This window comes from candidate division WOR-3 bacterium (assembly GCA_016867815.1).
Lineage (GTDB): Bacteria > Hydrothermota > Tepidihabitantia > Tepidihabitantales > Tepidihabitantaceae > UBA2258.
The window spans coordinates 1-2,668 of record VGIR01000186.1; the positions used below are offsets into that span (position 1 = coordinate 1).

Consider the following 2,668-nt stretch of genomic DNA (forward strand, 5'->3'; position numbering starts at 1 on the left):
GACCATCTCCGGTACTTTCTCACAGCGGTTCTCCTTTCATAACATTCAAACAACCCAGATGCTACCATCCGGGCAGGGGAACCGCTACTGATTTTCAACTAAGACAGGGACATCCTCCTCTACATGCGTCCCGCCATCTGACCCCATAAGTCACCACCCACGCGACTCAATAAGTCATCAAACAAGTCACCCGCAAAGTCACTATTCCAGTGACATGCAATGTCATCAGTCACGTCACTCAAGGGGCAACTGGGGGAGTAACTCCCCCAGTACAAATGCAAGCCATTGGTAGAACATCATATCATCAATAATATCAGTGCTTTATCTGTCAAGTCTGCCGCAGTTGACTCGTTAGTAGGGCGAATGTACAATGCCGCAGATATTGAACCAGAACTAGTGGAGGAATAACATGACTGACCCAAAGAAAAGAGCCGACCGCTGGAAGGCAAAGTACAACCTGGAACGCGTGAACGAAACGCTCACCGACCTGCGTGAAGACATGGCCGCGCGCTACGAAGCAGCCATGAACCAGGTCTACGCCATGGAGATGAAGGTCAAAGAGGTCATCAACGCCGCCGGCGTCTCGACCTCGCTGTACGTCTCCTACTTGAACTTCGGCCGGCAGCTCTACAAGCTGAGCCGGCAGCAGCTCATCTCGGGCGAGACCCTGGCGATGGCCGCGCAGGTGCTTCTCGACAAGTGGACCGCCCGCGGCTGCGACCCCGCTGTCCTCGCCCGGATCCGCAAGGACGTCTTCACTATCGAAGCGCCCAAGCCGTAGCTTCGTCCTTTTCCTGCCGCAAGCTCAAGGGGCGGGCTCACGCCCGCCCCTTCGCTTTCGGACTACTCTCTACTCCCGACTCTCTACTCTCGCGCGCTAGCGCGCCACGTCCGCCTTCTTCACCGCCCGGAGTCCCGTCGTATCGAGACGATAGAAGTAGACGCCGTACGGCCCACCAGCCGGCCTCCGTCGTCCTACCCTCCAAGCGCGTGCCTTGGCTTGACTTCGTCAACGCGGCTGGCTACAGTGATAGAGAGGAATGAATATGAACCCGCTGCTTGAGCGAATCTCCGTCGACCCCAACGTCTGCTTCGGCAAGCCCTGCATCCGCGGCCACCGCATCTGGGTATCTCTCATACTGGACATGCTTGCCGGCGGCATGAGCACTCCGGAGATTCTGAAGGAATACCCGACCCTTGAGGAACTCGATATCCGTGCCGCCATCGCCTACGGCGCCGAGATGTCCAGAGACCGGTACGTGCCCGTCGGGGCGCCCTCCGGCCAGTGAAGTTCAAACTCGACGAGAACTTCGGCACCCGCGCACAACACCTCTTCCAGGCCGCAGGACACGATGTGTCCACGGTCGGCGGCCAAGACCTCTGCGGGAGTCCAGACCGACGGATATTCGAGATCTGCGGCCGGGAAGGTCGCTGCCTCGTCACCTTGGACATTGACTTCGGCGACGTGACCCGCTTCCCTCCGGACCGCAGCGCCGGCGTTGTGGTGCTGCGCCTGCCGAGGAACCCCACTCTTCCTGTTCTCGAATCGCTGGTTGGTACCTTTCTTCGAGCGCTCGGGGACAGGCCGCTCGTCGGGCGTCTCTGGATGGTCGAACCCGGCCGCATTCGCGTCCACCAGACCGAAGCCGAAATCAACCTGCCGGAGTAGGCTCGCCACCGACGCGAGGCCTGCCGCTAGCCGCTTTCGCACCCTCCATATCTCCAAGAGCAGGGCGGGCTTGCGCCCGCCCCACTGCTAACTCCTAACTGCTAACCGCTAGCTCCTCTCACCTCGCCACCACGACCTTGATGACGCTCGACGCTTGATGCTGCACGCCGGACGCCTGACGCATGAAGTAGACGCCCGGCGCCAGCGATCGGACGTCATTTGGACCGGGCCTGAGGTCCAGTATCCTGCGTCCGCTGATGTCGAGCAGCGAGGGCCCTGAACTAGCCAAGGAGTCGGACGAACTCCTCCGGCGTCAAGCCGGCCTGTCTGATGATCTGTCGCAGCGTGCCCCTGCGCAGGTCCTTCGTGTGCCAGGGCACCGTAACGCCGACGCTGCCCTTCACGTAGATACGGTGGCTCCCGCGCTGGCGGACGTACTCGAATCCCACCCGAAGCAGCACAGCCGCCGCCTCGCGCGGCTTGACCCCGGGCAGCTTTGTCATCCGGACTTCAGCAGGTGACGCGAACCGGTGCGACGATAAACCCCTTGCCGCCTTCATCCGTGCCGGCACGGCGGTTCCTCATAACCTCAAGGTAGAGGACCGCAGCCTCACTGATGTTCTCGACAGCCTGCTCAAACGTATCTCCCTCCGAGATGCAGCCGGGCAGAGCCGGAATGTAGACCGTGTATCCGCCCTGCTCCTCGTCGGGTTCAAACACCGCCGTATACTCGCGATACGCACGTCGCAACTGCTTCTTCATTCCTGTCGATTGTAGCCCGCGCACGCCGCGCTGTCAAACGCAGGGCGGGCTCACGCGGGCTCACGCCCGCCCCTTCGCTTTCGGACTACTCTCTACTCCCGATTCTCTACTCTCGCGCGCTAGCGCGCCACCACCGCCTTCTTCACCGACCGGAATCCCGGCGTGTCGAGACGGTAGAAGTAGACACCGCGCGGCACCTGCCTGCCACGGCTGTCCTTGGCGTCCCAGCTTACCGAG

Annotated in this window: 5 protein-coding genes; 3 read left to right on the forward strand and 2 right to left on the reverse strand. The window is 61.2% G+C overall.

The genetic code is table 11. The features are described from left to right. The first annotated feature begins 409 nt into the window (after nt 1-409). The 3 genes from FJY68_14095 (at nt 410) to FJY68_14105 (ending at nt 1,669) form a co-directional block, all read left to right on the forward strand. On the forward strand, nt 410-781 hold the full coding sequence (locus FJY68_14095) for a hypothetical protein (protein MBM3332953.1): 372 nt from the start codon (nt 410-412) through the stop codon (nt 779-781). A gap of 259 nt (nt 782-1,040) precedes the next feature. Next, nucleotides 1,041-1,289 carry a DUF433 domain-containing protein gene (locus FJY68_14100; protein MBM3332954.1) on the forward strand — a complete coding sequence of 83 codons (249 nt, stop codon included), beginning with the start codon at nt 1,041-1,043 and terminating at the stop codon, nt 1,287-1,289. Next, nucleotides 1,286-1,669, forward strand: coding sequence for a hypothetical protein (locus FJY68_14105; GenBank protein MBM3332955.1), 384 nt, complete (start codon nt 1,286-1,288; stop codon nt 1,667-1,669). The genes FJY68_14100 and FJY68_14105 overlap by 4 nt, the downstream gene beginning before the upstream one ends. A gap of 281 nt (nt 1,670-1,950) precedes the next feature. Here FJY68_14105 and FJY68_14110 read toward each other — a convergent pair whose 3' ends face one another. Both FJY68_14110 and FJY68_14115 read right to left on the reverse strand, forming a co-directional pair. Next, a complete protein-coding gene (locus FJY68_14110) occupies nt 1,951-2,172 on the reverse strand; it encodes an addiction module toxin, HicA family (protein MBM3332956.1) in 222 nt (73 codons plus the stop codon). A 7-nt stretch (nt 2,173-2,179) separates the two neighbouring features. Then, nucleotides 2,180-2,431: a hypothetical protein gene (locus FJY68_14115; GenBank protein MBM3332957.1), complete on the reverse strand. Its 252-nt coding sequence runs from the start codon at nt 2,429-2,431 to the stop codon at nt 2,180-2,182. Nucleotides 2,432-2,668: the final 237 nt, after the last annotated feature.

What these genes read in the sequence shown, in the direction of transcription:
- FJY68_14100 (MBM3332954.1), top strand. Translation starts at nt 1,041, where the DNA reads ATGAATATGAACCCGCTGCTTGAGCGAATCTCCGTCGACCCCAACGTC.
- FJY68_14095 (MBM3332953.1), top strand. Translation starts at nt 410, where the DNA reads ATGACTGACCCAAAGAAAAGAGCCGACCGCTGGAAGGCAAAGTACAAC.
- FJY68_14110 (MBM3332956.1), bottom strand. Translation starts at nt 2,172, where the DNA reads ATGACAAAGCTGCCCGGGGTCAAGCCGCGCGAGGCGGCGGCTGTGCTG.
- FJY68_14115 (MBM3332957.1), bottom strand. Translation starts at nt 2,431, where the DNA reads ATGAAGAAGCAGTTGCGACGTGCGTATCGCGAGTATACGGCGGTGTTT.